The 24,198-nt window shown below is 56.5% G+C and carries 18 protein-coding genes and 3 rRNA genes; all 21 read right to left on the minus strand.

The genetic code is table 11. From position 1 onward, the window contains the following. Positions 1-17: 17 nt before the first annotated feature. Positions 18-1,694 (minus strand): DNA repair protein RecN, encoded by a 1,677-nt coding sequence (recN, locus tag CSING_RS07115; RefSeq protein ID WP_042530971.1) that lies wholly within the window; start codon positions 1,692-1,694, stop codon positions 18-20. 44 nt (positions 1,695-1,738) lie between these two features. Next, positions 1,739-2,650, minus strand: a complete 912-nt coding sequence (locus tag CSING_RS07120) for an NAD kinase (protein ID WP_042530973.1) — start codon at positions 2,648-2,650, stop codon at positions 1,739-1,741. Beyond that, positions 2,647-3,456, minus strand: coding sequence for a TlyA family RNA methyltransferase (locus CSING_RS07125; RefSeq protein ID WP_042530975.1), 810 nt, complete (start codon positions 3,454-3,456; stop codon positions 2,647-2,649). The genes CSING_RS07120 and CSING_RS07125 overlap by 4 nt, the downstream gene beginning before the upstream one ends. A gap of 14 nt (positions 3,457-3,470) precedes the next feature. Beyond that, positions 3,471-3,632, minus strand: coding sequence for a hypothetical protein (locus tag CSING_RS13835; protein ID WP_169744722.1), 162 nt, complete (start codon positions 3,630-3,632; stop codon positions 3,471-3,473). Then, on the minus strand, positions 3,623-4,606 hold the full coding sequence (locus tag CSING_RS07130) for an HAD-IIA family hydrolase (protein ID WP_042530977.1): 984 nt from the start codon (positions 4,604-4,606) through the stop codon (positions 3,623-3,625). The genes CSING_RS13835 and CSING_RS07130 overlap by 10 nt, the downstream gene beginning before the upstream one ends. A 2-nt stretch (positions 4,607-4,608) precedes the next feature. Continuing rightward, positions 4,609-5,568 carry a tetratricopeptide repeat protein gene (locus tag CSING_RS07135; RefSeq protein WP_042530978.1) on the minus strand — a complete coding sequence of 320 codons (960 nt, stop codon included), beginning with the start codon at positions 5,566-5,568 and terminating at the stop codon, positions 4,609-4,611. 127 nt (positions 5,569-5,695) lie between these two features. After that, on the minus strand, positions 5,696-6,451 hold the full coding sequence (locus CSING_RS07140; RefSeq protein WP_052471397.1) for a hypothetical protein: 756 nt from the start codon (positions 6,449-6,451) through the stop codon (positions 5,696-5,698). 406 nt (positions 6,452-6,857) lie between these two features. Then, positions 6,858-6,975, minus strand: a 5S ribosomal RNA gene (gene rrf / locus CSING_RS07145). A 122-nt stretch (positions 6,976-7,097) separates the two neighbouring features. After that, positions 7,098-10,172, minus strand: a 23S ribosomal RNA gene (locus CSING_RS07150). A 469-nt stretch (positions 10,173-10,641) separates the two neighbouring features. Then, positions 10,642-12,160: ribosomal RNA gene (locus CSING_RS07155) — 16S ribosomal RNA — on the minus strand. Together the 16S, 23S and 5S rRNA genes form the textbook arrangement of a ribosomal RNA operon. 612 nt (positions 12,161-12,772) lie before the next feature. After that, entirely contained in the window at positions 12,773-14,032 is a 1,260-nt protein-coding gene (tyrS, locus tag CSING_RS07160) for a tyrosine--tRNA ligase (RefSeq protein WP_042530980.1), read from the minus strand. 44 nt (positions 14,033-14,076) lie between these two features. Next, positions 14,077-14,256, minus strand: coding sequence for a Trm112 family protein (locus CSING_RS07165; protein ID WP_042530982.1), 180 nt, complete (start codon positions 14,254-14,256; stop codon positions 14,077-14,079). 11 nt (positions 14,257-14,267) lie between these two features. After that, complete coding sequence (locus CSING_RS07170) at positions 14,268-14,861, minus strand: hypothetical protein (protein WP_042530984.1); 594 nt, start codon at positions 14,859-14,861, stop codon at positions 14,268-14,270. Positions 14,862-14,894: 33 nt separating this feature from the next. Beyond that, a complete protein-coding gene (locus CSING_RS07175; protein ID WP_042530986.1) occupies positions 14,895-16,460 on the minus strand; it encodes a vWA domain-containing protein in 1,566 nt (521 codons plus the stop codon). Between the two features lie 36 nt (positions 16,461-16,496). Next, positions 16,497-17,519 carry a hypothetical protein gene (locus tag CSING_RS07180; RefSeq protein ID WP_236683942.1) on the minus strand — a complete coding sequence of 341 codons (1,023 nt, stop codon included), beginning with the start codon at positions 17,517-17,519 and terminating at the stop codon, positions 16,497-16,499. A 426-nt stretch (positions 17,520-17,945) separates the two neighbouring features. Then, a complete protein-coding gene (gene argH, locus CSING_RS07185; protein WP_042530988.1) occupies positions 17,946-19,379 on the minus strand; it encodes an argininosuccinate lyase in 1,434 nt (477 codons plus the stop codon). Between the two features lie 12 nt (positions 19,380-19,391). After that, a complete protein-coding gene (locus CSING_RS07190) occupies positions 19,392-20,606 on the minus strand; it encodes an argininosuccinate synthase (protein WP_042530990.1) in 1,215 nt (404 codons plus the stop codon). A 76-nt stretch (positions 20,607-20,682) separates the two neighbouring features. Continuing rightward, on the minus strand, positions 20,683-21,168 hold the full coding sequence (locus CSING_RS07195) for an arginine repressor (protein ID WP_042530992.1): 486 nt from the start codon (positions 21,166-21,168) through the stop codon (positions 20,683-20,685). Positions 21,169-21,172: 4 nt separating this feature from the next. Then, positions 21,173-22,090 (minus strand): ornithine carbamoyltransferase, encoded by a 918-nt coding sequence (gene argF / locus CSING_RS07200; protein ID WP_042530994.1) that lies wholly within the window; start codon positions 22,088-22,090, stop codon positions 21,173-21,175. After that, a complete protein-coding gene (locus CSING_RS07205; RefSeq protein WP_042533271.1) occupies positions 22,087-23,253 on the minus strand; it encodes an acetylornithine transaminase in 1,167 nt (388 codons plus the stop codon). The genes argF and CSING_RS07205 overlap by 4 nt, the downstream gene beginning before the upstream one ends. A gap of 8 nt (positions 23,254-23,261) precedes the next feature. Further along, a complete protein-coding gene (argB, locus tag CSING_RS07210) occupies positions 23,262-24,197 on the minus strand; it encodes an acetylglutamate kinase (protein ID WP_042530995.1) in 936 nt (311 codons plus the stop codon). Position 24,198: the final 1 nt, after the last annotated feature.

The following is a 24,198-nucleotide window of genomic DNA, read 5'->3' on the forward strand; positions in this document are numbered from 1 at the left end:
TTTCCCCTGTTAGAGGCTCAATGTGTGGAAGGCGCGCGGAAAGCAGCAACTTCTGCCTGCGCACGGTCAAAAAGCTCCTGTGCATGCGCGCGGCCAGTATCAGTGTCATCGAGGCCCGCCAACATGCGCGCCAGCTCTTCGACCCGTTCCTCAGCGCTGAGATCCGCAACGCCAGACGTGAATTTCTCCTTTGACACATGCAGATGCGAGTCCGCATAGGCGGCAACCTGGGGCAGGTGGGTGACACAGATGACCTGGTGTGTGGTGGAGAGCCGCGCTAGTCGACGCCCAATTTCCACCGCCGCGCGGCCACCCACACCGGCATCAACCTCATCGAAGACCAAGGTGGTTCCATCACCGCTGGCAAGGACGACCTCCATGGCAAGCATGACGCGCGAAAGCTCACCACCGGACGCCGCAGATGCCAATGGTTTACCGTTGAGCTGGAACTCCACCTCGTCCGCACCGCTCTTGGAATATTTGGTCTTGTTCACCGTGACCGTCAGCGTGGAATTCGGCATAGCTAGACCGTGGATTTCTTCCGTCACGTGCGAGCCAAGTTTCTTAGCGGCCTTCGTGCGTGCCGATGTCAGCTTCTCCGCCTTGGCCACCACGACTTTCTCTGCCTCCATCACGTCCTTCTTAAGGGCCTCGAGGGCCTCGGAGGACGTGTCGAGCGTGGCGAGTTTGGCCTCTGCAGAGTCCCGCCACTCTAAGACACCGTCGATGTCGGCAGCATACTTTCGAGTCAGGCGCTTGAGTTCTTGCTGACGCTGCAGAGATTCTTCGAGGAGACTAGGGTCCGCGGGAAGATCACTGAGATACGTCGCAAGCTCGGTTGCAATGTCGGTGAGCTGACTGGAGACCTCACTGAGGCGCTCACCCAACCTCGCTAACTCCGCATCGGTGGAGCCCGCCAGCGCCGATTCCGCAGCGCCAACAAGGTTCACGGCAGTATCTTCATCACCAAAACCTTCACCACCATCAAGGGCTGTCAGTGCCGAAGCGGCGGCTTCGCGCAGGGAATCCACATCCTGCAATCGCCGAATGAGGGTTACCAGCTCTGCGTCTTCACCCGGCTCCGGATCTAGGTCGGTGATTTCGGTGATAGCGAACTGGAGGCGGTCTACTTCCTGCGCCATCTCACGGCGCGATTCCGTGCGGCGCTGAAAATCTTTCGCCAAAGCACGCCAGTGGCTGAACGCCTCCGTATACGCTGTACGGACTTTGCTGATCGCCGGCTCGAACCTATCAATCGCCGCCAGCTGCTGATCCGCCGCAAGTAATCTGAGCTGGTCATTTTGGCCGTGGACAGTAATGAGGTGGGAGGCGAAGTCACCCAGAGTGGCGGCGGGAACAGCACGCCCTCCCAAATAGGCACGAGAGCGACCCGCCGAGGACACCGTGCGGGAAGCGATATATTCGCCGTTTTCATCAGCCTCTCCCCCGGCGTCCTCGACCAGCTGCGCGACTGCCTCCGAGTGAGAAGAAAAATGTCCCTCGACCGCAGCCTTCGCCGCACCATCTCGTACCCGGGAAGCATCGGCGCGCCCGCCGGCCAGAAGGCGAAGCCCGGTAACGACCATAGTTTTTCCAGCTCCGGTTTCACCCGTGAGCACGGTCAGGCCATGCGAGAGCTCCGCTGAGGAGCTTTCGATGACGCCAAGGTCAGCAATGCTGATGTCTACGAGCACGTCGGCAGTTCCTCCTTGTTCTGCTCAACTCTTAAAGGAGCATATTAGCGGCGCGGTCCGCGCCAACCTTCCACTGGCAACCGAAGTTTGGAGACGAGGCGGTCGGTGAACGGTTGATCATCGAGTCTGACCCAGCGCACTGGACGTTCACCACGAACAATCTCGACACGCGCACCGGGTGGCATCGAAATTTCACGGAAGCCATCAAGGATTACCACGGCTGGAGTCGTCGCCGATGCCGACTCCACCGCGACTTGGGAATCAGGTGACACGACGAGGGGCTTGGTGAAAAGGGCATGAGCATTGTTCGGCACCACGAGGATCGCATCCAGAGAGGGCCACAGCACTGGGCCACCAGCGGAGAAAGCATAAGCGGTGGAACCAGTCGGAGTGGAAATAAGAACACCATCGCAACCAAACGAGGACACGGGGCGACCGTCAATCTCAAGGATGGCATCGAGTACTCCCGAGCGGTTGAGATTCTCAATCGAGGCCTCGTTCAGCGCCCAGCCACGCTGGCGGAGCTCACCTTCGGAATCAAACACAGCGACGTCGATTGTCAGCCGATCCTCAACCTCATAGGTCTGCTCAATAACCCTCACGAGAGCGCGGTCAAGGGACTCTGCCTCCCACTCGGCAAGGAAGCCCACGTGCCCCAGGTTAATGCCCAGCACTGGGACATCCACCGCCCGGGCCATGTCCGCAGCCCGAAGAAAGGTGCCATCACCGCCGAGCACGAGAACGAGTTCGCACCCTTCGGCCGCCGCCGGGGTGTGTTTGACGTGCTGCAAACCTGACAAAACGGTATCTGCGGCGCACACGCGCACCTTAATTCCAGCTTCTTGCAGCAGTTCCGCTGCTCGATGCGTAGCAACAAGGTTTTCCTCACGGCTGGCATGCGGGACAAGGAGAATTTCGCGACGAGCCGTGGCCTCTGCCGTAACAGTCCTACTCACTGTGGTCCCTCCTTGATAGCCGTGTCGATCATGGCGTCTAGCTTATCTTCTGAAGTAGACATGCCGTCCTTCACAAGCCAGAGGAAATACTCCACATTGCCGCTTGGGCCCGGCAACGGCGAGGCTGCGACACCATGCACGCTAAGCCCAAGGCTCTGCGCAAAGAGCGCAACATCCTTAGTTACCTCAGCACGTAGCTCCGGCGAGCGCACCACGCCACCCGAACCAATGCGATCCTTGCCTACCTCGAACTGCGGTTTCACCATGGGCAGCAACCATGCGCCTTCGGACATGCATTCAACAATGGCCGGCAGGACGAGCTTGAGGGAAATGAAAGACAGATCTCCCACCATGGCGTCACAAGGACCATCGGTCTGCTCCAGCGTGAGGTTGCGAATATTCGTGCGGTCGAGAACGGTTACCCGCTCATCATTTTGTAGCCTCCACAGCAGCTGCCCGTAGCCCACATCGACGGACAGAACCTCAGCTGCTCCCTTACGCAGGCACACGTCAGTAAAGCCGCCAGTCGACGCCCCCGCGTCCAAGACACGTCGACCCTTAAGGTCCACGTCAAAAGCGTCCAGAGCTCCAAGGAGCTTGTGCGCGCCTCGCGACGCCCAATCGTCCCCTTCCTCTGCTTCTACCTTGATGGAGACCTCTGGTTCCACCACAGTGGCAGGTTTTGTCGCTGTGAATCCGCCAACCGTGACGCGTCCAGCCTTGATCATGTCCACTGCTTGCTCGCGAGAGCGTGCGATCTTGCGGCGAACCAGCTCCGCATCGAGGCGGCGACGTTGTGGGGGCATATGTGAATCTTTCCTCAGTTGTCTTGGAGAGCATCACGCAACACAGCGTGCACACGATCCAACTGCACCAGCTCCTCCTCGAGGGAATCAGCTGGCTCCTGCAGAATGGCAGCCACGGAGGCGTCGAGTGCTTCCGGCGCCATGACTGCTCGCGGGTCATGTGGCTTTACTGCCATGTGGATACGGCCTTCTCAGCGAACTCACTGCGTGGCTGGATGTAGCGTGGCGGCTTGGGGCCAGCCCAGGCGACTTCGAGAACCGTGCGCAGCGCTTCGATCGATGTCGACTTTTCGTTACCGCCCTGCAACACGATGTCATAGCCGTCATAACGAGCCATGAACCCACCCTGTGCACCCGGACTTGCCTGGGCCTCCGAGAGCGAGAGCTCATGGAAACCTGCACCAATGAAGTTGGGGCGCAGCTCCGGAGGGGCCTCAATGAGTTCTAGCTCCCGGGACACCCCGGTGAGCACGTGGAAGGTATCCATTGCGGCAGTATTTCCGCCCACGATGTCAGTATCAAGACGGTCACCCACTGCAAGTGGCTTCGTCGCACCCACCAGCTTGGCTGCTTGAGTAAACATGGCCGGTTCCGGCTTACCAGCTGATTTGGGCTCCACGCCAGTGGTCGAGGTAATGGCTGCAACGAGCGAGCCATTACCTACAGCCAAACCACGTTCCGTCGGCAGCTGGGTGTCCAAATTCGAGGCATAGTATTTCGCCCCGTTATTGATGGCGATTGCGCCTTCTGAAAGCTGTGTCCAGCCCACGGATTTGTCCATTCCTTGGAGGACGGCTGCAGGCTTGTCATCAGCACTGTCGACGACTTCGAATCCCGCTTCACGGGCTAGCGCGCGGAACGAATCGGCGCCAATGATCAAAACCTTGGCTCCCGCTGACAGATCCTCGCGAGCCATACGAATTGCGGCCTGCGCAGACGTGACGACATGCCCAGCGTCAGTCTTAACACCGATTTCCCCAAGCATTTCTGCCACCGTCTGCGGACTACGCGAAGCGTTATTCGTTACATACACGGTTGGGATACCGCACGAGTTGACGACATCCACGACGCACTGCAACGCCTGGCCGCCTTCCCACACAGTTCCGTCAAGATCCAGCAAGAGCGAATCGTGGGTTTTGAGAATACTCATTGTTAAAACTCGGCCAGACGCTCCGCCGCGTCCGTCCAGTCTCCTTCATCGATGTCAGACGCGTGCTGGAACCATTCCTTGGCTTCATCCTTACGGCCTGCTTCCAGCAGTGCATTGCCATAGGCATAGGAAAGACGGCAAGCAGCAACTCCGGTAGCGTCCTTGTTCGGCTGCGCGCGTTGTATCGTGACCACAGCTGAATCTGCCTGTCCCATGTCCAGTCGTGCCCCCGCGGCAACGATGGCCAACTCGATAGCATCCTCTGGTGCGAGTTCCTTGGCGTCTTCACTACGCCACAGCTCGACTGCCTTTTCGGGACGGCCAAGACCACGCTCGCAGTCAGCCATAACGGCAAGAAGGCCCGGCCCGCCGGAAATACGGCGAGCCGCACGAAGTTCGGCCAAAGCCTCTTTCCACTCACCAGCACGGTAAGCTGCAATACCATTCATCTCTCGTGCCACAGAGACACGTCCGGCGCGATCCTTTGCGGCGCGTGCGTGACGAAGACTCAGCTTCGGATCATCGTCCAACCACGTTGCTGCCATAATGAGGTGTTTAGCTACGGCCTCAGAATTCTCTTTCGACAACGACGAAAGATCCTGGAGAACCGAAGGATCGAGGTCAGTGATGTCAATATCAGACGGCAGATCCGGGTCCGTCATGCGACGGTTAATTCGCTCCTCACGGTAACCAGAACGCTGGGGGTGCGAGACCTTGTGCTTATCACGGTCATGCCCCTTGTGATTGCTACGCCGGTCATCACGACGCGGGTGAGCGCCATCACGCCTGCCACGACGCTCATCACGGCGATCACCGCGACGCTCTTCGCGACGCCCCTGTGATCCGCCGCGCTTGTCAAACTTGCGGCCCCCAGAGCGATTGTGTCCACGGTTGCCATTCGAGGACCCTTCGCGGTCCCGATCCTGTTCGCGGCCGTGGTCGCGGGAGTTGGTTTCAGACATTAAAGCTATGCACTTTCTGCGATCGACGCGTCCGTATGTACCGAACCAGTGTACAGGTCAGCACCCCTAAAACAGCAATATGTTCCGCCGCTAGTGAAGCGCCCCACATTCCCCGTAACCTGTACTCTCACCCCTCAAAAGGTGACTTGTCTAGAGGCCAGCCATAGTGGACGCGTTCGAGCCCCGCGGCAATCTGCGCCTTATTCAATCCGGTCTCCAAACTTCCGTGCCCCAACGGTTTCCCGCGCACAACAGCAAAAAAGGACCACCCGTTGTTGCGCTGAGGGTCGAGCCGAACCCTTCGAAGATCGCTTGCCAGGGCCACCCTGTTTGACTCCAACTCACGCGAGCTTTCCGCTTGCGCCTCAAAATCCTCAAAGGTGTGTGTTTCCCCGCTCGGCGCCATGATCATAAGCTTCGTCCGGTAGAAATACTTAGATTTCCCAGACTTTACATTGTTCTCATCGAAATAGAGACTGCCCAACCACGCAGGGTAGCAATCGATCCAGCCGTTCTTCCACGCCGTAGCCAACTTTCTCATAAACAACCGCCACGACACGATCCGATACACGTGATAAACGAAGAGGCCCCCAAGTAGGAGACAGACCAACCACGGAACGTCTTGGCTGTTAAGCGCCCAGACTATGAGGATGAAAACTGACTCAAGTAGCGCAAAGATTCCTAGAAACAAAAAGGCCTCCAGCCACGTCCCGCCATCGGGAACAGGCCCCTCCTCTTTGAACACCTCATAGAGATTATAGGGCGAAGCGTCTTCATTCTTTTCCTTGTATGGAACAGATTCAAGATCGGCGAGAAAGACAGGGTTATAGGAATTTTTAAAAGCCACCGAAGATTGGGAAAAATCCACCAAAATCTCCTCCATCCCGCCGCCAAGATCGCGCTACGCAACATATTAGTAAACAAGACCCGCAAAAAGTGCGAGAACAACGCTAATACGCACGTATACCACGCCTCCTTACAGAGCGAACGTTGTGCTGGGTTTCTATTTGGCCAGACCTGGATGTCCAGACGTGCTGGTGGACTGGTTGGTGGGTGTGGCTGGTGGTGGGTGCTGTGCTGGGGGTCTGGGTTTTCAGGTCTGCACTTTTAGGTTCAAGTCTCCGCCCTACGGGCAGGGCGTGGAACCAGTCGCGCGGAGTGAGGTTGTGGTGTTGTTCGTGCTGGGGGTGGTGTGTGTGAAAACGCAGGAAAAGAGGGGCCGTTAAAGCGGTGTTGCTTTAGCGGTCCCCTCTCTTTGGGTTTGTATTGAGTTGTTTGTTGTTGTTTGGTGTCGGCGGTTTCTTACTCTCCCACAACCTCCCGGTTGCAGTACCATCAGCGCGGGCAGGCTTAGCTTCCGGGTTCGGAATGGGTCCGGGCGTTTCCCTGCTGCTATAGGCCACCGACAAACACGTAGAGCACACCTGGTCTGGTTGTGTGTGTTGTGTCAGATACTGTGTAGTGGACGCGAGCGACAGTGATTTTTTGTCTTCGTGTTTGTGTTTATTCCCCAAACCATTGTTTGTTTGGTGTGTTTGTTTTGGTCTATTAGTACCAGTAGCCTTCGCACCTTGCGGTGTGTCCAGGTCTGGCCTATCAACCCCATCGTCTGTAGGGGACCTCAAATGAAACCTCATCTTAAAACAGGCTTCCCGCTTAGATGCTTTCAGCGGTTATCCCTTCCGTACGTAGCCAACCAGCGATGCTCCTGGCGGAACAACTGGCACACTAGAGGTACGTCCGTCCCGGTCCTCTCGTACTAGGGACAGCCTTCTTCAAGTTTCAACGCGCGCGGCGGATAGAGACCGAACTGTCTCACGACGTTCTGAACCCAGCTCGCGTGCCGCTTTAATGGGCGAACAGCCCAACCCTTGGGACCTACTCCAGCCCCAGGATGCGACGAGCCGACATCGAGGTGCCAAACCATCCCGTCGATATGGACTCTTGGGGAAGATCAGCCTGTTATCCCCGGGGTACCTTTTATCCGTTGAGCGACACCACATCCACAAGTAGGTGCCGGATCACTAGTCCCGACTTTCGTCCCTGTTCGACATGTCTGTCTCACAGTCAAGCTCCCTTGTGCACTTACACTCGCTACCTGATTGCCAACCAGGCTGAGGGAACCTTTGGGCGCCTCCGTTACATTTTGGGAGGCAACCGCCCCAGTTAAACTACCCACCAGGCACTGTCCCCAACCCAGATCATGGGCCAAGGTTAGATGCTCAATCCGATCAGAGTGGTATTTCAACAACGACTCCACACGTGCTGGCGCACGCGTATCATAGTCTCCCACCTATCCTACACAAACCGAACCAAACACCAATACCAAGCTATAGTGAAGGTCCCGGGGTCTTTTCGTCCTGCCGCGCGTAACGAGCATCTTTACTCGTAGTGCAATTTCACCGGGCCTGTGGTTGAGACAGCAGAGAAGTCGTTACGCCATTCGTGCAGGTCGGAACTTACCCGACAAGGAATTTCGCTACCTTAGGATGGTTATAGTTACCACCGCCGTTTACTGGGGCTTAAATTCTCAGCTTCGCCAACAAAGTTGACTAACCGGTCCTCTTAACCTTCCAGCACCGGGCAGGCGTCAGTCCATATACATCAACTTAACGTCTTCGCATGGACCTGTGTTTTTGATAAACAGTCGCTTCCCTCTATTCTCTGCGACCCCACAACCCACCACCAGCGCAMAGACTGGTTTAAGTCGTGTGGTCCCCCTTCTTCCGAAGTTACGGGGGCATTTTGCCGAGTTCCTTAACCACAGTTCACCCGAACGCCTTAGTATTTTCAACCTGACCACCTGTGTCGGTTTAGGGTACGGGCCATACATCCACATCGCTAGAGGCTTTTCTCGACAGTACTAGATCACCAACTTCACCCCAATCGGGCTACGCATCACGCCTCAGGCTATACGGTGTGCGGATTTACCTACACACCACCTCACACGCTTACACCAACAATCCACTAAGCGGCATGGCTACTACTCTGTGTCACCCCATCACTTGAACCACACATCAGGCCCCACGACATCAACAACCAACGTGTTCAAAGAACACATCAATCATATCCGCGGTGGTTAGTATCAGTGCTTTATCATGGGCGCGGACATACGGGTACCAGAATATCAACTGGTTATCCATCGACTACGCCTGTCGGCCTCGCCTTAGGTCCCGACTCACCCTGGGAAGACGAACTTGACCCAGGAACCCTTAGTCATCCGGCGGGAAGGATTCTCACCTTCCAATTCGTTACTCATGCCTGCATTCTCACTCGCACACACTCCACGCCTCCTTACGGTAACGCTTCMAMACATGCACGACGCTCCCCTACCCAATAACAAGTTATTGCCGCGGTTTCGGCGGTGTGCTTGAGCCCCACTACATTGTCGGCGCAGGACCACTCGACCAGTGAGCTATTACGCACTCTTTCAAGGATGGCTGCTTCTAAGCCAACCTCCTGGCTGTCTTCGCGATCCCACATCCTTTTCCACTTAGCACACCCTTAGGGGCCTTAACCGGCGATCTGGGCTGTTTCCCTCTCGACTATGAAGCTTATCCCCCACAGTCTCACTGCCGCACAACACRATTGATGGCATTCGGAGTTTGGCTGACATTGCTAAGATTGTAGTCCCGCTCAACCAACCAGTAGCTCTACCTCCACCAAGCTAATGCGACGCTGCACCTAAATGCATTTCGGGGAGAACCAGCTATCACGGAGTTTGATTGGCCTTTCACCCCTACCCACAGCTCATCCCCGCAGTTTTCAACCTACGTGGGTTCGCGCCTCCACAGCATCTTACTGCTGCTTCACACTGGCCATGGGTAGATCACCCCGCTTCGGGTCCAGGACATGCCACTAAAACACCCCATTAGGATTCGGTTTCCCTACGGCTACCCCACACGGGTTAACCTCGCGACATGCCGCTGACTCGCAGGCTCATTCTTCAAAAGGCACGCCATCACACACAAAAAAAGGTGCTCTGACGGATTGTAAGCACATGGTTTCAGGAACTATTTCACTCCCCTCCCGGGGTACTTTTCACCATTCCCTCACGGTACTCATACACTATCGGTCACACTAAGTATTTAGGCTTACCGGGTGGTCCCGGCAGATTCACAGCAGATTCCACGAGCCCGCTGCTACTCGGGCACCCAACCACACAGATGCTGAAGTCTTCAACTACGGGACTATCACCCTCTTTGGCAGGTGTTTCCACACCACTTCGCCTAACAACAACACCCACGCAAACCAGTGGTAGCTAGCTTAAAATCGGGCCCCACAACACCGCACACACAACCCCTACCAAGTATCACATGCATACGGTTTAGCCTCATCCACGTTCGTTCGCCACTACTAGCAGAATCATAATATTATTTTCTCCTCCTACGGGTACTGAGATGTTTCACTTCCCCGCGTAAACCCCCACAACAGCTATGAATTCACTGAAGGGTAACACCCCATAACAGGTGCCAGGTTTCCCCATTCGGACATCCTCGGATCAACGCTTTATTGACAACTCCCCGAGGCTTAACGCAGCCTTACACGTCCTTCATCGGCTCAGCATGCCAAGGCATCCACCATGCGCCCTAAATAACGAACACACAACCAACCACACACAACAACAATGCCAAAAGCACCATCACCACGTATGCGGCCGGCGTGAACTACACAAAACACAAAAGAACAGAAATCACACAAACCACACACCCACCACCACACGGTGACAAGCATGCGATTTAATGCTCGCGTCCACTATACAGTTCTCACACAACACCCCACACCACAACCACCACCAAGCAACAAGGCTTCGACAGTGTGTTACCAGCATGGGTTACAACCAGGGGATAATGCCCCAGACACCCAACAATGCACCAACATACAAAAGAAAAAAGTAACTTGCGTCGATTAGATAAATTAAGACTCTGGTTAAGGTGTATCTCCACCCGATTAAAAAAAGGTGGCAGCAGAACACGCGTCTACATCAACCACCACAACCACCACACACCCACAAAAAGAAAGGGGGTCTGGATGGTTAAACACCAACTGGTGTTAAAAAATAATGCTCCTTAGAAAGGAGGTGATCCACCCGCACCTTCCGGTACGGGTACCTTGTTACGACTTCGTCCCAATCGCCGATCCCACCTTAGACAGCTCCCTAACAAGTTTGAGCCACTGGCTTCGGGTGTTACCAACTTTCATGACGTGACGGGCGGTGTGTACAAGGCCCGGGAACGTATTCACCGCAGCATTGCTGATCTACGATTACTAGCGACTCCGACTTCATGGGGTCGAGTTGCAGACCCCAATCCGAACTAAGACCGGCTTTCAGCGATTCGCTCCACCTCACAGTGTCGCTGCGCGTTGTACCGACCATTGTAGCATGTGTGAAGCCCTGGACATAAGGGGCATGATGATTTGACGTCATCCCCACCTTCCTCCGAGTTAACCCCGGCAGTCTCTCATGAGTCCCCAACTAAAATGCTGGCAACATAAGACAAGGGTTGCGCTCGTTGCGGGACTTAACCCAACATCTCACGACACGAGCTGACGACAACCATGCACCACCTGTACACCAACCACAAGGGAAACTACATCTCTGCAGCGATCTGGTGTATGTCAAGCCCAGGTAAGGTTCTTCGCGTTGCATCGAATTAATCCACATGCTCCGCCGCTTGTGCGGGCCCCCGTCAATTCCTTTGAGTTTTAGCCTTGCGGCCGTACTCCCCAGGCGGGGCGCTTAATGCGTTAGCTACGGCACAGAAGACGTGGAAGCCCCCTACACCTAGCGCCCACCGTTTACGGCATGGACTACCAGGGTATCTAATCCTGTTCGCTACCCATGCTTTCGCTCCTCAGCGTCAGTAACTGCCCAGAGACCTGCCTTCGCCATCGGTGTTCCTCCTGATATCTGCGCATTTCACCGCTACACCAGGAATTCCAGTCTCCCCTACAGCACTCAAGTTATGCCCGTATCGCCTGCACGCCCGGAGTTAAGCCCCGGAATTTCACAGACGACGCGACAAACCACCTACGAGCTCTTTACGCCCAGTAATTCCGGACAACGCTCGCACCCTACGTATTACCGCGGCTGCTGGCACGTAGTTAGCCGGTGCTTCTTATACAGGTACCGTCACAAAAAGCTTCGTCCCTGTCGAAAGGAGTTTACAACCCGAAGGCCGTCATCCCCCACGCGGCGTCGCTGCATCAGGCTTCCGCCCATTGTGCAATATTCCCCACTGCTGCCTCCCGTAGGAGTCTGGGCCGTATCTCAGTCCCAATGTGGCCGTACACCCTCTCAGGCCGGCTACCCGTCGACGCCTTGGTAGGCCATTACCCCACCAACAAGCTGATAGGCCGCGAGCTCATCTTGCACCGAAAAAACTTTCCAACCACCACACTAAAGGCAGTTCCTATCCGGTATTAGACCCAGTTTCCCAAGCTTATCCCAGAGTACAAGGCAGATCACCCACGTGTTACTCACCCGTTCGCCACTCGAGCACCCTAGCAAGCTAGGGCCTTTCCGTTCGACTTGCATGTGTTAAGCACGCCGCCAGCGTTCGTCCTGAGCCAGGATCAAACTCTCCACAAAAAAGGCCGTGAAAAGCCCAAACCTAGACAAAAAAGACAAACCAAACCGTGCACAGCACGGACTGGCATATCCAAAAATTACATAAAGAAAAAATCAACAACCAACCCCCAACCCGACGGGGATACAGGAGGCTGGCCACGTTAGAAGATTTAAATCAATACGCCCAAACAACTTACTGTTATTTACAATGACGCCGCTTGAAAAAGCGCCATCCGGCATACACCAACCATGCCGCACACACAGCACAACACAGCCAGAACAATAAAAACCAACCAACACAAAAAAGTACATTGGCACACTATTGAGTTCTCACACATCATCCGCACGTTCTTCGCAGCTAACATCTGATGGTTGCTGCTCTGAGCGGCTGGAGTTCATACTCTAGCTAACAAGTTTAATCTTTGTCAACTAGGAGTTAATCTCCGTGTCATCCGCTTGTCGCGGCGACCTCGATAAATATACGCACGGCCCCATATTTCGACAAATCGGCAGGTCATGCCCGCTTTTTACTATTCGAAAAGTTCTAAGCTTCGCAAACGGTCTAAAACGACCAATGCCCGTCGAGAATTTCGACGGGCATGATGGCGGTTACCTTAGCAGCAGATGGTTCGGCTAGCTCAGCTTCGCACCGGCAAAGTTCTTCTTGCCGCGACGCAGCACGAGCCACACACCGTGAAGAAGATCCTCTTCCGCCGGCTCCCAATCATCAGACTCGATGCGCTGGTTATTGACGTACGCGCCGCCCTCCTTAACGGTACGACGCGCAGCACCCTTAGAGTCCGCAAGGCCGGAGGCCACTAAAAGATCGATAATGGTGCGCGGCTCGTCGGCTGCGATCTCCGCTACCTCAGTTTCAGAAAGCGCTCCTGCCAGAGTGCCTTCATCCAAATCTGCAAGCTCTGCCTTTCCGAACAGAGCTTGGGCGGCAAGCTCTACAGACTTCGTGGCCTTCTCGCCGTGGACCAGTGTGGTCATTTCCTGAGCCAGGCGTCGCTGTGCCTCGCGACGGAAAGGCTCGTCAGCCACCTTCTGCTCGTAATCAGCGATTTCTTCCTGAGTCAGGAAGGTAAACCAACGAAGGTAGTCAATAACGACGGAGTCCCCGGCATTCAGGAAGTACTGGTACCAGGCGTAAGGAGACGTCTTCTCCGGATCCAGCCACAGCTTGCCGCCACCGGTGGACTTACCAAACTTTTGCCCCTGCGCATCCGTGACGAGCGGAACAGTCAGGCCATGGACTTTAGCCCCATTGACGCGGCGGTTGAGGTCTACACCGGAAACGATGTTGCCCCACTGATCGCCACCGCCGATTTGGAGTACGCAATCATGCTCATTGTGAAGGTGTACATAGTCATTGGCCTGAAGAAGCATGTAGGAAAACTCGGTGTAGGAAATGCCATCCGATTCCAAGCGGCGCTTCACGGTATCGCGATCCAGCATGGTGTTAAGGGAAAAGTTCTTGCCTACATCACGCAGGAAATCGATGACAGACATCTGAGAAATCCAGTCAGCATTGTTCACCATGGTGGCAGCATTGTCGCCGTCAAAGTTAATGAACTGACGCAACTGCTTCTTGATCGCCACCAAGTTGTCATTGATGGTCTCCTGGGAGAGCATGGAACGCTCCCCCACATCGCGCGGATCACCAATCTGGCCAGTGGCGCCACCGGCCAAGGCAATTGGGTGGTGTCCTGCTTCCTGGAAACGACGAAGCATAATCATCGGAACGAGGTGACCAGCATGGAGAGAATCTCCAGTCGGGTCGAAACCACAGTACAGAGTGATGGGCTCCTCACAGGCCTCGCGAAGTGCGTCGAGGTCGGTGGATTGGTTAATGAGACCGCGCCACTGCAGCTCATCAATGATGTTCATGAAAGCTCCTTTTTAGATGTCGATACCGTGCTGTGCTGTGAGGACTATTTTTCGGGCGGCCACGGGATCGTGTGGTCGACCAACATGACAGGGATGTCGTTCTCAATGGGATAGGCCACGCCTAGGCGTTCGTTGACCAAGACTTGCTCCTCAGCCAAATATTTCAACGGACCTTTATCCTGCGGACACACCAGGATGTCAAGCAGCTTCGGATCGAGACTCATAGTCGCTAACCCTACACCTCCTTAGATTCGATAGAGGGAAGGGTCCCGTCGTATTCGAGTTTGAGTGCCATCGAGTGATTACGCAGGTTTCGTACCGAATTCTGCGCAATAGCTTCACGGATTTCATCCATCTCACGGCCCAGGATTCCCAGCGACTCGCTCATCTCCTGGACTGCGACGGGATTCTTCAGGTCGGTAACCTCAAGGTAAGACTTCACCAGCTCGTCGGAGTGCTCTTGAATCATGTCGCGTACCAAAGCCTGCTGGTGAGGAGCATCATCCAAACGATGCCAGTTGTTCAGTACCCACAAAGCAGATTCATCAAAGGAATCCCAAGCATGCTGGACGGGACCAGGGACCTTGCGGCGACGCAAGTTATAACGGATTCCCTCCAACGTACTGACTAGCTGGCCCGGGCCGGCCTTCGGTGCTTCGAGAACCTTCTCCTGCTTCGGCGGTGTCACCAGTCCCGCTGCCGCACCGGCACACACTGCCACAACGGGCCACAAAAAGCCCAGGCCACCGCCGGTGAGCACGTGCAGGATGACAACGAGGGCCGTCACCACACAACCGACGACAACTTTTCGCGAATTCACAGCGTTCATAGGGTTTGCCTCCTAGGAGTAGGCGGAGTTGCTTTACTGGTAGGCACGGATTTCTTCGAATGCCGCAGCGAGGTCACCGTTCAGTGCGTCAAAGGTCTTGCCGCCGGTGAGTGCTGCCAGTTCCTGCATCTCCTGGATGTTGGCTTCACCATACAAGATGACGAAGACGGGAATCTCCTTCTTCTCCGGAGGGAGCTGCTCATATGCTTCCTTGAACTGCGCGAACGTGCGTCCGCGAGTCACTTCACCATCAGTCATGAGAACCACAGTGCCTATATCTCCGCTGTTGGTGTCTACCTCGTTAAAGGCGGAGAGGACTGCTTCGAAGGTGGCGGTGTCGCCGTCGGCAACGAGACGCTCCACTCGATCCGCTAGCTCCTTCGTCGTTGCGGGGTTGTCCTTGTCAACCCGGGCACGGGTTGGCTGTTGGGGCTCGGAGGAGTACGGGATGAGTTTAATTTGCTCGCGGTTACGGAAGGCGACCTGGCCTTCGCCGTCGGCGGAGCCATCAGCAGTTCCGTCAATCAACGGGAGCAAACTGTTCTTGAGAAGGTCGATGCGCTGCCCTTCCATCGACCCAGAGGTGTCAAGGACCAAGGCCGTATTGCCCGGATTACGAAGCTCGTGAGCGAAGGCATCCCCTAGGGCCTCCACCGTCTTTTCATTGGCCGGGTACGGCAGCTCAAAGACAGTGCCCGGCAAGTCAGTGTCGTCAACTCGCAGGTGGTAGTCCTTAAGTTTCTCTGGGTGCTCACCCAACCATTCAGCTAGAGCCTGAACTTTTCCTTCGGCCTCCGTGTCTTGCGAGCTAGACAGCGCTGACAGCGGGTAATCCGCAGAAATGACACCATCGGAAGGGATGACAACCTCGAGGTCGGCTCCTTCGTCCTTAAGTTGGTACAGCACCGACTCATAATTGAAAATCGCATCAGCCTGCTCTGGGTGCTCTCGGAACCGATCTGCCAGCCAGCCCGAGGAACCCGACGTCAAGGTTTGGTGGGCAAAGAGCTTCTGAACCTTGCCTGTGGCCTGACGGATGTCTGCCTCAGAAAGCGCTCGGCCAGTGTCAGCAAACGCCGTCGTCGCCGCAGACAGGGCGGAGAAACCCGAATTCGACGTCGTTGGATCAGTCATACCAAACGTAATCCCGGAGTCTGCTATCTCCTGCCACGTCGGCTGCTTCGTGGTCCAGCCCTTCTCGGTCGCGACGGAGGACTGCACTCCGAGCACCACTGGGGAGCGTGCCACACTATATTCTTTGCCCAGCTTTCCGTCGGCACCAATAATGCGTGCAAAGCGGTTGGTAGCAAACCACGTGGCATCGTAGGTGCCGTCGAATCCGCCCTGCTTGAGGGTATGAGAATTCGCTAGGGTGCCGTCCTCGGTAGTCATCGTGATATCAAAGCCGAGGGCCCGGGAGGCGTCATCAAGCACCGGCGCCAAAGGCTTCAGCTCCGTTGCTGCCACGATGTTGAGGCCGCCACTGAAGGACGTACCGGAGTCAGGAGTATCCGTGTCATCCAGCAGACCCTCCAAGGAGCATGCTGACAACACCATGGCGCTCATCATGGCAAGCAGCACTTTCACAGAGCGAAACATTCTCATTTTCCTTCCTGATGTTCTCACTGGCCGGTCCTAGCTCAGTTCCTTCAACAGCATGTCGTATTGATCCCACATGGGCGGATTTACCTCGTCATCATGCTTGAGGATGTCGTAGTCGTGTTGCCACGCAAAGTTTGCGAAATACTCGGGCTTCACAGTCCGGAGGCCACGTTTCGCCGCCGCTTCTTGGAAGGGCTCCTGACCCAATGCCGTAGCCATCATGTCTCCTTCCTCTGTGCTGGGGACCACTGTGCTGTTGAGTGATGCCGATGGACTCAAGAGCAACGAGGTGTAGGCCGACATATCCTTACCGTCACTGACAAGACGGAGGTACTGCGCCTCAGTCGTCAGCACCATGGGCATTTCCCCCTTGCCCATCCGTAAAAAGGCATCAAGCATTCCCTGTGATGTGGTCTCACCGTAACCTTGGTCCGCTACGAGAAGGCGAGTGATCTCACCTGCGCGTTCGCGTACTCTCGCCATGTCATCGCGGCCAACTTCTTCGGCGGCAGGCCCCATGGCTACGGAATTAATCTCAGCGGCGTATCGCAGGGCGGCATTTGACTCCGTCACCCGTGGTACCGCCACATCTACAGCACGAGGGGAACCAAAGGCCGGACTAATGTCCCGCCAACGTTTATCCTCTAGCGAAAGATCGACCAACGTGTGAAGGTTGAGCGTTTCGTAGCCATTTTCCTCAGTCACCACGTTATGGGACTTCATGTCTTCGACTAGGTCGCTGTGCACGAGCGCAATAAGTGGTGTGGAAAAGACACGCTTGGAGCTGCCGTCCGACTGCGTACGAACAGTGTTAGCGTCCCATGTCTCAAGAGTGTGCGCGGCACCGTCCAGCTCGGCCATAAAAAAGTCATACTTTTTGGGGGAGTTCTCGATGAGCCCAATCATGTCTGGTGCTGAAAACACATCGACCTCAAGCTCAATGTGTCGTTCTTTCAAGGCTTTTATCGTTGCGGGATCCTTGAAGTACTCTTCGTGCTCAGGGCTAATGGCACCTGTGATGTGGTGGACATCCTCAGAGGAATCAAAGTCTGGCATGGAAATTCCCCCACGCCCGATGACGATTGACACCACCGCAATCACAAGAAAAACCAAGGCGGCCACGAAAGACTTGCTGCGTCCTTTCGACGATGGGCTGCTCATGACCTAAATCATAAAGAGTGCTTGCCCACATCGCTGAACTTCACACGCACTCACCCCCACAAAAGTCCCCCAAATTGTCAGGAGCTCAAGCATTCGGAGAATCTCCTGCGGTGAGAAATCACTGAGATGGAGCGCGAGCTCACTGCTCGTCTTTCCTAGCTTGCCTTCGCCGTCAACCATTCTCCTGGTTGCGGCTGCACCTTTCTCACAGTGGACAGCGACTGGCCACCTTCATAGTTCACGGCCGATGCAACCCCTTGTGCCACCACCGAGGTGGCAATACAGGGGCCACAGCATGCTGCCGTGGGAGCTCTCTATGAGCTACGTGGCCGGAATCACAGGGGTACTGGCCCAGTCACGGAAGCTCGCCGTGAGTTCGTCCACGCGCTGGCGCTGCTCGGCGACGCGTACGCCGGCAGTGCCGCCTTTGGTCGCACGGGAGGCGACAGCACCATCAATGGTGAGTACCTCACGAACCTCTGGAAGCAGGCGCTTATCGACGCCCCTCAGATCCTCGTCCGAGAGATCCACGAGGTCCACCCCGCGGGACTCTGCAAGCTGAACACAAGCGCCGGAAGCCTCGTGCGCTTCACGGAACGGTACTCCCTGACGGACCATCCACTCAGCCAAATCGGTAGCCAGGGTGAAGCCGCGCGGAGCAAGCTCGCGCATGCGGTCCTCGTGGAAGGTCAATGTCTCTACTAGACCAGTCATAGCCGGCAGCAGGAGGTTGAGCTGTGCCACGGAGTCCACGATGGGCTCCTTGTCTTCCTGCAGGTCACGGTTGTACGCCAAAGGTTGGGCCTTCAGGGTGGACAGTAGACCGGTGAGGTTACCGATGAGGCGGCCCGTCTTGCCACGTGTGAGCTCCGGGACATCCGGGTTCTTCTTCTGCGGCATAATTGAGGAGCCGGTTGACCACGCATCATCCAAGGTCACGTAGCCGTATTCCGGAGTGCACCAATAGACGATTTCCTCCGCCAAGCGCGACATGTCAACGCAGATCTGAGTCAGAACGAAGGCCGTCTCAGCAGCGAAGTCACGGGAAGAAGTTCCGTCGAGGGAATTCTCCGCAGAAGAATCAAAACCGAGCTCCTCTGCAATGGCCTCCGGATCCAGGTGCAACGATGAACCAGCAAGTGCGCCCGAACCATACGGCGAGACCGCCAGACGCTTGTCCAAATCCTGCAAACGTTCTAGGTTGCGCAGCTGCGGCTGTGCATGAGCCAACAACGAGTGCGCGAGAAGCACTGGCTGGGCTGCCTGGGAGTGTGTCTTGCCCGGCATGATGGCATCCGGGTGGGCCGCCGCCTGTTCAGACAAAGCCTTGACCAGGTCGGTGACTTGGAGAGCGATGTCGCGAACGGCATCGCGTACCCACATACGGAACAACGTTGCCACCTGGTCATTACGTGAACGGCCAGCGCGCAGGCGGCCACCTACCTCTGGGCCGACGATGTCAATAAGACCACGCTCCATGGCTCCATGGACGTCTTCGTCGGTGGGCAATGGCCCGAATTCGCCAGAAGCTACCTTCTCCCCCAGCTCGGTGAGGCCAGAAAGCATGGTGTCGAGGTCGACGTCGGAAAGCAGCCCAGCCTTATGAAGGACCTTGGCGTGTGCCTTGGACGCTAGAACGTCGTACGGGGCAAGGACCCAGTCGAAGTGAGTAGATACAGACAGGGCGAACATCGCCTCAGAGGGGCCGCCGGAGAAGCGGCCGCCCCACAGGGCACCCTCGTTGGTCTTGTGCATTGCTTCCTTTACTTACTTACCGGTGGGGAAACCGCCGTCGCGGTCACGCTGGTTGGAGATCTGGGTGGACAGGCCGTGCAGCTGGACAAAGCCCTTGGCAGCGGTCTGGTCGAAGGTATCGCCGGTGTCGTAGGTAGCCAGGTCGAAGGAGTACAGAGACTGGCCGGAACGGCGGCCATTAACAGTCGCGGTGCCAGCGTGGAGGACCATGCGGATATCGCCCGTGACGTTCTCCTGGGTGGACTCGGTAAAGGCATCGAGAGAGCGCTTCAGCGGGGAGAACCAGAGGCCGTCGTAGACCTCCTCGGACCAGCGAGCATCGGTCAGGCGCTTGTAGCGGGCCAGCTCGCGTTCGACGGTGACATCCTCAAGCGCCTCATGCGCCTTGATGAGGAGCATGGCACCTGGCGCCTCGTAGACCTCACGAGACTTAATGCCAACGAGGCGGTCCTCCACCATGTCAAGGCGGCCAATGCCCTGAGCGCCAGCGCGGCGGTTGAGCTCCTCAATGGCCTGGAGCACCGTCACCGGCTTGCCATCGATGGCGGTCGGCACACCTTTATCGAAGGTGATGGTGACCTCATCCGGGGCATTGCCCAGGTCCGGCTGCTCGGTGTAGGCGTAGAGATCCTTTGTCGGCGGGTTCCACAGATCCTCGAGGAAGCCAGTCTCAACGGCGCGGCCCCACACGTTCTGGTCGATGGAGAACGGCGATGCTGCGGACTGCTCAATCGGTAGGTTAATTTCCTCGGCGAAGGCGATGGCCTTGTCACGAGTCCACGCGTAGTCACGTGCCGGTGCGATGATCTCAAGGGCTGGGTCGAGGGCGCGGAAGGATACCTCGAAGCGAACCTGGTCATTACCCTTGCCGGTGCAACCGTGGGACACGTGGGTACCGCCGTGCTCTTGGGCAGCCTCAACGAGGTGCTTGACAATGAGCGGGCGGGAAATGGCAGAAACCAGGGGGTACTGCTTCATGTACATGCCGTTAGCCTTGATGGTGGGCAGGCAGTACTCGTCAGCGAACTCGTCCTTGGCGTCCACTACGATGGACTCGACGGCACCGCAGTCCAAAGCGCGCTGACGCACAGACTCCATGTCCTCGCCGCCCTGACCCAAGTCGAGGGACACGGCAATAACTTCACCGCCGGTCATCTTGGCCAGGTAAGGAATGGCGACGGACGTGTCCAGTCCGCCGGAGTATGCAAGCACAACACGTGCAGTCATAGTGAGTTGCTCCTTAGAGTCATACAGATGCTATAAAGCTGATCAGATTTATATTATACAGACTTGCGTATAAATGTTAAATGCTGCGGTTGGTGAGTTTCTCCGCCAGCTCGCGGCCACCAATGTCCTCGCGCGCCAGAATGAAGATAGTGTCGTCACCGGCGATACAGCCCACCACATCAGGCAGTCCAACGCGATCGATGAAGGACGCAAGATACTGCGCGGCACCCGCCGGAGTACGGAGCATAGCGATATTTCCCGAGTAATCATGGGATACCACGAGCTCGTCCAGCATGCGGCGCAGCTTTTCACGAGGTCCATTGAGCTGGTCCTCGAACTGCTCCAGTTCACCTCCCACGACATAAAAGGACCGGCCTCCATCACGCTTAACCTTCTTGGCACCAAGTTCATCGAGGTCGCGCGAGAGGGTGGCCTGGGTGATGTCGATTCCTTCGTCGAGAAGCAGCTCTGAGAGCTGCACCTGACTGGTCACTCGGGTTCGATCAAGAATCTCCAGGATCTTGGCCTGGCGCGCGTTGCGAGTTGTAGGAGTCGTCGTCATATTTTTAGCGCTCCTCCTGGTGAACCAGAAGCCACACCAGCAGTGCCTTCTGCGCGTGGAGGCGGTTTTCCGCCTCGTCGAAGACACGGGACTGCGGGCCGTCAATGACCTCAGCGGTCACCTCATTACCGCGGTATGCCGGCAAGCAGTGCAAAAAGATAGCGTCGTCCTTTGCACGGGCCATCAACTCACTGTTGACTTGGTACGGAAGGAAGGGAGTACGGCGATCTTTGCCATCATCCTCCTGCCCCATCGATACCCAGGTATCAGTGATGACGACGTCCGCACCTGCGAGCGCCTCGAGGGAATCGGTCACCGTCACCGTACCGCGCTCGCGCGCTCGGTCTACGAACTCCTTCTCGGGTTGGAAACCTTCGGGCGCGATGATCACCATCTCCATGCCTGCGGTGGCGAAACCCAGCATGTAGGAGTTGGCCATATTGTTATTGCCATCGCCCACATACACAGCCTTTCGGCCAGCCAGCTCGCCGAAGTTTTCGCGGCACGTCACGAGATCCGCCAGAATTTGGCATGGGTGGAGATCATCGGAGAGCGCGTTGATGATGGGCACAGTGGCCGTTTCAGCCATCTCGAGCAAATTCTGATGGGCGTAGGTGCGCCACACAATGGCCTCAACAAAGCGTGAAAGCACGGCTGCAGTGTCCTGGTACGTCTCGCCTTTGCCCATCTGGGTGGACTTGGTTTCAGTCACGATAGCGTGGCCGCCGAGGTGGGCAATGCCCGCTTCAAAGGAAAAACGTGTGCGCGTCGAGGTCTTGTCAAAAAGTACCGCCACCGACTTCGGTCCCTCCAAGGGACGCTCGGAGAACGGGTCCTTCTTGAGCTTCAGGGCGAGGTCAAGAACCTCGGCTTGCTCCTGCGGCGTGAGGTCATCATCTGCCAAGAAATGGCGAGGACTCATCCAACTTCCTCCAATACTTTATGCAAGCGTCCGACGGCCTGCGCTAGTTCGTCATCGGTGATTACCAGCGGCGGGGTCAGTCGAAGGACCTCACTACTGGGGGCATTAAGGATGAGACCGTGCTTCAGACCCACGGCCACAGCCTCCTTTGCCACCGCTTTATTTAATACAACACCTAGCATAAGCCCTCGCCCACGCACAGATGACACGAACGGGGAGTTCCCTACTTCACGGCGCAACCACTCACCCTTACGGGTGACATCGGCGAGGAAGGGGGCGTCAACAAGCTCGAGTACCGCTGACGCCGCCGCACAGGACACGGGATTGCCTCCGAAGGTGGTGCCGTGGCTACCGGGAGTGAACAAGTCCTTAGCCTGACCACGTGCAATTGTGGCACCGATGGGCATGCCCGCGCCCAGACCTTTGGCCATGGTGATGACGTCTGGGAGTACACCCTCGTGTTGGAACGCGAAGAAATCCCCGGTTCGACCCACGCCAGTTTGCACTTCATCAACGATCATGAGGATTCCATGTTTATCGCAGAGCTCACGAATCGCCGTGAGGAATCCCTCGGGCGCGGGGATGACGCCCGTCTCTCCTTGGATCGGTTCCACAATGATGGCGGCCGTGTTGTCAGGGTCCTGCTCCACCAGAGTGGTCAAATAATCACTGTCCCCGTACGTGTAAAACTCCACGCCACCAGGGAAAGGTTCAAAATCCTTGCGCTTGCCGGGCTGGCCGGTCATGGCTAAAGAACCCATCGTTCGACCATGGAAGCCGTGGTGTGCAGCGAGAATTCGACGACGGCCTGTCAAACGCGCAAGTTTGAAAGCAGCTTCATTTGCCTCGGCGCCGGAATTAGAGAAGAACACGCGCGCATCCTTGTCCCCCACCTTTTCCAGTAGCTTTCCGGCGGCGTCGACCACGGGCTTGCTGGCGAAAAGGTTGGACACGTGCCCCAACGTGGCAACCTGAGCATTCACCGCTTCCACGATCGCTGGATGCGCATAGCCCAACGAGTTCACCGCGATACCGGCCAAGAGGTCAATGTAGTCCTTGCCTTCTTCGTCCGTGACAGTGGAACCATGACCGGACACTAAAGCCACTGGCGGGGTTCCGTATGTGTTGCTGAGAACCTCTCCCCACCGTTCGGTCAATGTAATGTTTTCAGTCACTGCGTATCGTCCTTCCTAAAGACGGTTCCCTCTGGGTAATCCTCACGGTTGTAGTTGTTGGGCAGCACCATCGTGCCAATGCCTCCCATGGTGAGCAGTTCCAACAGCACGGCGTGGGCAATGCGACCATCAATGACGTGGGCAGCATTTACCCCACCCTCGACGGCCATAAGGCACGACTCCATCTTGGGGATCATTCCAGAGTCCAGGCCGGGAAGGAGGTTTTTCAGCTTGTCAATCTCAATCTTGGACACCAGTGAGTCACGATTAGGCCAGTCGGTGTACAAGCCCTCCACATTGGTGAGGATGACAAGGCGCTCAGCGCCTAATGCCTCTGCCAAGGCTCCGGCGGCTACATCGGCGTTGATGTTATACACTTCGCCATCGTGGCCAGGGGCAATTGTCGAAACCACCGGAATCCGTCCGGCCTCAATGATGTCCATAACAGCCTCGGGATTCACGTTGACAATGTCTCCCACCATGCCGATGTCCGTGGGCTCTCCGTCGACCTGAACGAGGCGTTTGCGGGCACTGAACAAACCTGCATCCTCGCCGGAAGTACCCACGGCATAGGGCCCGTGGGAGTTAATCAGATTGACTAGGCCGCGGCCTACCTGGCCAAAAAGCACCATGCGCACAACATCCATAATTTCGGGTGTCGTGACGCGGAAGCCGCCCTTAAACTCGCCCTCGATACCCAGCTTGCCCAGCATCTCATTGATCTGTGGGCCGCCGCCATGCACGACCACGGGTTTCGCGCCGACGGTACGGAGAAACACCATGTCGGCGGCAAAAGCAGCCTTGAGTGACTCATCCACCATGGCGTTACCGCCATACTTAACCACGACAATCTTGTCACGGTAGTGCTGCAGCCATGGCAACGCCTCCGCCAGCACGGTAGCGCGGTCAGCACTGGACAAACCCTGAATCATC

It is taken from the genome of Corynebacterium singulare, from assembly GCF_000833575.1.
GTDB lineage: Bacteria > Actinomycetota > Actinomycetes > Mycobacteriales > Mycobacteriaceae > Corynebacterium > Corynebacterium singulare.

What these genes read in the sequence shown, in the direction of transcription:
- CSING_RS07125 (WP_042530975.1), bottom strand. Translation starts at nt 3,456, where the DNA reads ATGCCCCCACAACGTCGCCGCCTCGATGCGGAGCTGGTTCGCCGCAAG.
- CSING_RS13835 (WP_169744722.1), bottom strand. Translation starts at nt 3,632, where the DNA reads ATGGCAGTAAAGCCACATGACCCGCGAGCAGTCATGGCGCCGGAAGCA.
- CSING_RS07130 (WP_042530977.1), bottom strand. Translation starts at nt 4,606, where the DNA reads ATGAGTATTCTCAAAACCCACGATTCGCTCTTGCTGGATCTTGACGGA.
- CSING_RS07135 (WP_042530978.1), bottom strand. Translation starts at nt 5,568, where the DNA reads ATGTCTGAAACCAACTCCCGCGACCACGGCCGCGAACAGGATCGGGAC.
- CSING_RS07140 (WP_052471397.1), bottom strand. Translation starts at nt 6,451, where the DNA reads ATGGAGGAGATTTTGGTGGATTTTTCCCAATCTTCGGTGGCTTTTAAA.
- tyrS (WP_042530980.1), bottom strand. Translation starts at nt 14,032, where the DNA reads ATGAACATCATTGATGAGCTGCAGTGGCGCGGTCTCATTAACCAATCC.
- CSING_RS07165 (WP_042530982.1), bottom strand. Translation starts at nt 14,256, where the DNA reads ATGAGTCTCGATCCGAAGCTGCTTGACATCCTGGTGTGTCCGCAGGAT.
- CSING_RS07170 (WP_042530984.1), bottom strand. Translation starts at nt 14,861, where the DNA reads ATGAACGCTGTGAATTCGCGAAAAGTTGTCGTCGGTTGTGTGGTGACG.
- CSING_RS07175 (WP_042530986.1), bottom strand. Translation starts at nt 16,460, where the DNA reads ATGTTTCGCTCTGTGAAAGTGCTGCTTGCCATGATGAGCGCCATGGTG.
- CSING_RS07180 (WP_236683942.1), bottom strand. Translation starts at nt 17,519, where the DNA reads ATGCCAGACTTTGATTCCTCTGAGGATGTCCACCACATCACAGGTGCC.
- argH (WP_042530988.1), bottom strand. Translation starts at nt 19,379, where the DNA reads ATGCACAAGACCAACGAGGGTGCCCTGTGGGGCGGCCGCTTCTCCGGC.
- CSING_RS07190 (WP_042530990.1), bottom strand. Translation starts at nt 20,606, where the DNA reads ATGACTGCACGTGTTGTGCTTGCATACTCCGGCGGACTGGACACGTCC.
- CSING_RS07195 (WP_042530992.1), bottom strand. Translation starts at nt 21,168, where the DNA reads ATGACGACGACTCCTACAACTCGCAACGCGCGCCAGGCCAAGATCCTG.
- argF (WP_042530994.1), bottom strand. Translation starts at nt 22,090, where the DNA reads ATGAGTCCTCGCCATTTCTTGGCAGATGATGACCTCACGCCGCAGGAG.
- argB (WP_042530995.1), bottom strand. Translation starts at nt 24,197, where the DNA reads ATGATTCAGGGTTTGTCCAGTGCTGACCGCGCTACCGTGCTGGCGGAG.